This window comes from Frisingicoccus sp., from assembly GCA_016298055.1.
Taxonomy (GTDB): domain Bacteria; phylum Bacillota; class Clostridia; order Lachnospirales; family Lachnospiraceae; genus Frisingicoccus.
This window is the reverse complement of record JAEDDO010000116.1, coordinates 1-5,487: the sequence shown is the minus strand read 5'-3', so window position 1 is coordinate 5,487 and position 5,487 is coordinate 1. Positions and strand designations below refer to the sequence as shown.

The window sequence follows — 5,487 nt, the reverse complement described above, 5'->3', positions numbered from 1 at the left end:
GCCCATGCTGCAATGAGAGATGAAAATGTTGGATGTTCAAAAATCAGTGCAGGGATGCCGCAGAGGACGCCGGCTACGGCAAACTGGATGCAGGACATGCGGACGCCGTCAACCATTGGAGAAAAGTGGTCAATGATCATAATATGTAAGGAAAATACAAAAGCACACAAAAGTACAAGAGTATCGCCTTTGCTGAAGCTTAAACTGTCGGTCATGCATAAAAAGTAAAGTCCGACGAGAGCCAGAAGGACGCTGAACCAGATGATCAGACGCGGTTTTCTTTTAAGAAAAATGCCAAGGATCGGTACGATGACAATATAAAGGGCGGTGATGAATCCGGCCTTTCCCACAGTTGTGTATGCAATGCCGTATTGCTGCAGAGTACTGGCGGCGGCTATGGCAATACCGCAGCAGATACCGCCGGTGATCAATACTTTTTTATTCTGAGGGGCCGCCGGGATATTTTTACAGGCGGCTTGATTTTCTTTTTCTTTTAGTTTATCAAGAAATGCGATGCAGGGAATAAGGAAGATCGCACCGATAATAAAGCGGGAGGCGTTAAAAGTGAGGGGACCGACATAATCCATGCCCACACTTTGTGCGACGAAGGCTACGCCCCAAATAAAGGCTGTCAAAAGGAGAAGGAATGTATTTTTAGTTTTATTCATGATGTGATGTATCCTTTCGTAAGTTTAAATGTCCCATATTATATAAGTACATTAAAACAGAAATACCGCAGATGATGAAGTAGCCGATCAGGCTCATACCATCAGGGAGCTGTCCGAAGGCAATAAAGCCAAAGATTGCAGCGAAAATGACCTGGGTATAGTCATAAATAGAAATATCCCGGGCCGGTGCATATTTATAGGCGTAGGTTACGCCGAACTGACCGCCGGAAGCTGCGAGACCTGCCATGAGCAGCATGCCGAGCTGTTTTAATGTCATTGGCTCAAAGTTTATTATAATATATGGAAGAACAGCAAGGCATGAAAAAGCGGAAAAGAAGAAGACAATAAAAGGTCCTCGTTCACCGCGCAGGCCAAGGTATCGGACAGTTGTGTAGGCACCGCCGGCTGCGATAGCTCCTGCAAGTCCCATTAATGCGGGAAGCATTTCCGTCAGGGAAAATCCGGGCCGGATAATAAAAAGACTTCCGATAAAGGCAACAATGATGCTGAAAATCTGAAAACCTGTCATCTTTTCTTTCAGGAAAATGTAGGAGCAGATCAGGACAACAAAGGGAGCCAGTTTTCCGAGCATGGAGGCATCGGATAAGAGCAGATGCCCGAGCGCATAATAATTACATAAAATGCCGATCGTTCCAAGTGCAGAACGTAGAATGAGAAATTTCAGATTTCGTTTCTGAAATGAAAAATCCCGGTCTTTTAACAAAATGGAAGCGGCAAATAAAAAGGCGATGAGATTTCTGAAAAAACTTTTCTGAATCGGATTAATATCGCCTGCAAGCTGGACAAATAAATTCATTAATGCAAAAGAAAAGGCAGATATAAGAATACATGCAATGCCCTTTTGCTTGTTTGTCATAATATTCACCTCGTATTCTAGTTTAACTTTTTCATTATAGAACAGAAAAGGATAAAAGTAAATCGGGGAAAAAATCATTTTTTCCCCGATAAAGATAAGATTTTTTCAAAGAAGAGACCTGCACAAAACCAAAGGGGTGTGTAGCACAGGTTAATGAGACCACGGATATTGGCCGGCTGTCCGCTGTAATCCCAGGGGCATCGGTGAAATTTTTTCAGAATAGCACCGCTGGTATATTCTGTGACAAAAATGAGCAGTGTATATAAGCCTCCTCTGCAAAGCAGATTTCTGTCTTTCAATCTTCTGCCGATGGGTCCTAAAAAAGCAGCCAATCCGTAGATTGGAAACATCCACACAGAAGTCCGGCAGGTCAGCTTGGGGTCACGTGACACTATGGAACCCAGTCCGGTCCACAGTACTTCCATACACCAACCTGCCAGACCACAAAGAATAAAATTTTTCTTCATAGATATATTATGACAGTAAGTGGACAAAATATACATCAATTCAAAAAAATCTTGATTACATTAAAGTAGAATGGTAAAGTAAATAATAAATAAGAAAAAAGAGGGAAAAATATGGGAATGCCTGTGATTACATTAAAAAAAGGCGAAGGAAGGACGATTAAGTCCGGCGGCGCCTGGATTTTTGACAATGAAATAGATTCAATTATGGGAACTTATGAGAACGGATGTGATGTGATCGTTCGGGATTTTGACGGTTATCCGATGGGACGCGGTTTTATCAACGATGCTTCTAAGATCCGTATTCGAATGATGACACGGAATGTGGATCAGGAGATTGATGATGATTTTCTTCGTATGCGTGTGAAGGATGCCTGGGAATACAGAAAGAAAGTGATCGATACCGGATGCTGTCGTCTTATTTTCGGTGAAGCGGATTTCCTTCCGGGGCTTGTGGTGGATAAATTTTCAGATGTGCTTGTTGTACAGTCTTTAGCTCTTGGAATTGATAAGTATAAGATGAAGATTATCGAGGCTTTAAAATCAGTACTGGAAGAAGACGGTGTACACATCCGCGGCGTTTATGAGCGCAGTGATGCGAAAGTCCGTCAGCAGGAAGGTATGGAGCGGGTAAAAGGATTTATCGGAGAACCCTTTGACACAAAGGTACCGATCATTGAGAATGGTGTGAAATATCTGGTGGATGTAAAAGACGGACAGAAAACCGGATTTTTCCTTGATCAGAAGGAGAATCGCAAGGCTGTAGGAAACCTTTCCAGAGGCTATGAAGTTCTGGACTGCTTTACACATACCGGATCCTTTGCACTGAATGCGGCTCTCGGAGGTGCGGTTCATGTGACAGGTGTCGATGCATCTGAGCTTGCTGTCAATCAGGCACGGGAGAATGCGGTTTTAAACGGTGTGGATCATTTTGTGGATTTTGTCTGTGCGGATGTGTTTGAATATCTGCCGCAGCTGGAGGCAGAGGGTAAGAAATTTGATCTTGTGGTACTTGATCCGCCTGCATTTACAAAATCGAGAAATTCAATTAAAAATGCGGTGAAGGGCTACAGAGAAATTAATATTCGAGGATTGAAGCTTGTAAAAGATGGCGGATATCTCGCAACCTGTTCCTGTTCCCATTTTATGGATTTTGAACGTTTTACAGAAACGATCCGGCAGGCAGCACGGAGTGCCCACAAACGGCTGAGACAGGTGGAATTTAAGACACAGGCTCCGGATCATCCGATTTTATGGTCGGCAGACGAGTCTTATTATCTTAAATTTTATATTTTCCAGGTTTGTGACGAAAAGTAGGTGCAGGACATGATACAGATGACTTACGAAGAGACGATGCAGTGGATCCGCCGGATGGAGATGTCTGGAATCATTCTTGGACTGGACCGTATGGAAGAGTTACTGGATCGTATGGGTCGGCCGGAGCGGGAATTAAAAATTATTCATGTTGCCGGAACAAACGGAAAAGGATCTGTCTGCACTTTTATTTCGGCCATATTAGAGGCGGCAGGCTATAAGGTTGGACGATATATATCGCCAACCTTATATGATTATAGAGAGCGCATTCAGATAAACGGCAGGTATATTGAAAGAGAGGCATTGGCTGAAGGAATGAGCATTGTCCGTTCCTGCTGTGAATCTATGCAGAGAGACGGTCTGGAATGTCCGACGGTCTTTGAGATTGAGACGGCTGTCGGATTCTGGTATTTTAAACAACAGTGTTGTGATTATGTTGTGCTTGAAACAGGTATGGGCGGACGACTGGATTCGACAAATGTGGTGGAAAAACCGGTGCTCACCGTGATCACATCCATTTCTATGGATCATATGAATCAGCTTGGAAATACTCTGGCTGAGATTGCAGGTGAGAAGGCCGGAATTTTAAAACCGGGAACACCGGCAGTTTTTTATTCCCAGCAGGAAGAAGCTATGGAAGTGCTTCGCCTGAAATGTGAGAGAGAACATATTTTTTATAAGATTTTAAATAAAGAGGCTATTTTCATAAAAGAGCGGCAGCTGCAGGAGACAGAAAATCTGTTTGAGGCGAGACAGGTATTTGATTATAAAGATGATAAGAATCTTATGATTCATCTGGCTGGGACCTATCAGGTCGATAATGCCTGTTTGGCTATAGAAGCTATACGGGCAATGAAATTGGATAAAGAGATGGGCAGATTTATTGCGGAAGGTTTGTCGAAGGCCCGGTGGAGGGGACGGTTTGAATGTCTGTCAAAAGTGCCGTGCATTTTTATCGACGGAGCGCATAATCCGGAGGGAGCCGTTAGCCTGAGAGAATCAGTGGAAGCTTATTTTCCGGATAAGCGAAAAGTGCTTATGATGGGTGTTTTTGCGGATAAGGATTACAGAGAAATATTACACATCATGAGCGGACTGTCGGAAAGCCTGATTGCTTTTACCCCACAGAATGCCAGAGGACTTAATAGCAGAAAACTTGCTGAGGCGGCAAAAAGCTATTTCCCGGATGCAGTGGATGGGAACACAGCGGAAAATGCTTTGAAAGAGGCTGAAAAGAGAGCAGATTCGGATAGTGTGATAATTATTTTTGGTTCTTTATCAACTATTTCGACAATATGTGATATACTTGAGTAAATAAATACCAGTGTCAAAAGATTATGCTTTTGACATCAACATCATGTTATAGAAGGAGCAGCAGATATGATTGATGAGAAAAAAGTTGAGGAAGGTATACGATTGATTCTTGAGGGAATCGGTGAAGATATTACACGTCCCGGATTGGTTGAGACACCTCAGCGCATAGCAAATATGTATAAAGAAATCTATGGGGGCATGGATCAGGATGCGTCTGTTCATCTGGAGAAAACATTTCCTGCAATCAATAATGAACTGGTTCTGGAAAAGGACATTACATTTTATTCGACATGTGAGCATCATTTGCTGCCATTTTACGGAAAGGCACATATTGCCTATATTCCAGATGATAAAGTTGTAGGGTTAAGCAAACTTGCCCGGACTGTGGATGTATTTGCCAGAAGAGCCCAGATTCAGGAACAGATGACGGCTCAGATTGCAGAGGCAATCATGACCAGTTTAAAACCGAAGGGTGTGATGGTCATTTTGCAGGCAGAGCACATGTGTATGACGATGCGCGGCATTAAAAAGCCGGGAAGCCAGACGATGACCTATGTGTGCAGAGGAGAATTTGAACATAATCCGGAGTTGCAGCAGATGGTATTTAATATGGTGAAATAATGAAAAATTCAGATAAATTTAATACAATTCCGGGAAATATGGTGCGCATTCAAAAGATCGTGTCCCACCCGGAATTTAAAAAATCTATGGAATCGATTCGTGAACTGGAAAAGGACAGAATTTTTTGCCGTCATGGGATGGAGCATCTGCTGGATGTGTCCCGGATCGCTTATATTGATAATATGGAGACCGGTGCAGGTTATGCGAAGGATGTCATCTATGCGGCAGG

General features: G+C 43.1%; 6 protein-coding genes and 1 pseudogene. 4 read left to right on the top strand and 3 right to left on the bottom strand.

Going from position 1 to position 5,487, the window contains the following annotated elements:
- The 3 genes from QZZ35_RS08630 to QZZ35_RS08620 all read right to left on the bottom strand — a co-directional run.
- Window positions 1-668 (bottom strand): DMT family transporter (locus tag QZZ35_RS08630; protein ID WP_291237034.1); only part of this gene is annotated, 668 nt, incomplete at its 3' end.
- Complete coding sequence (locus QZZ35_RS08625) at window positions 661-1,545, bottom strand: DMT family transporter (protein ID WP_291237033.1); 885 nt, start codon at window positions 1,543-1,545, stop codon at window positions 661-663. The genes QZZ35_RS08630 and QZZ35_RS08625, both read right to left, overlap by 8 nt.
- A gap of 74 nt (window positions 1,546-1,619) precedes the next feature.
- On the bottom strand, window positions 1,620-2,012 hold the full coding sequence (locus QZZ35_RS08620) for a putative ABC transporter permease (RefSeq protein WP_291237032.1): 393 nt from the start codon (window positions 2,010-2,012) through the stop codon (window positions 1,620-1,622).
- A 111-nt stretch (window positions 2,013-2,123) separates the two neighbouring features.
- On the opposite strand from QZZ35_RS08620, the gene QZZ35_RS08615 reads away from it, so the two are divergent.
- The 4 genes and pseudogenes from QZZ35_RS08615 to QZZ35_RS08600 all read left to right on the top strand — a co-directional run.
- Complete coding sequence (locus QZZ35_RS08615; protein ID WP_291237031.1) at window positions 2,124-3,326, top strand: class I SAM-dependent rRNA methyltransferase; 1,203 nt, start codon at window positions 2,124-2,126, stop codon at window positions 3,324-3,326.
- A gap of 9 nt (window positions 3,327-3,335) precedes the next feature.
- Window positions 3,336-4,637: a bifunctional folylpolyglutamate synthase/dihydrofolate synthase gene (locus QZZ35_RS08610; RefSeq protein WP_291237030.1), complete on the top strand. Its 1,302-nt coding sequence runs from the start codon at window positions 3,336-3,338 to the stop codon at window positions 4,635-4,637.
- 66 nt (window positions 4,638-4,703) lie between these two features.
- Window positions 4,704-5,258, top strand: coding sequence for a GTP cyclohydrolase I FolE (gene folE / locus QZZ35_RS08605; RefSeq protein WP_291237029.1), 555 nt, complete (start codon window positions 4,704-4,706; stop codon window positions 5,256-5,258).
- Window positions 5,258-5,487, top strand: a pseudogene (locus QZZ35_RS08600) (HD domain-containing protein); the annotation flags it as partial. The gene folE and the pseudogene QZZ35_RS08600, both read left to right, overlap by 1 nt.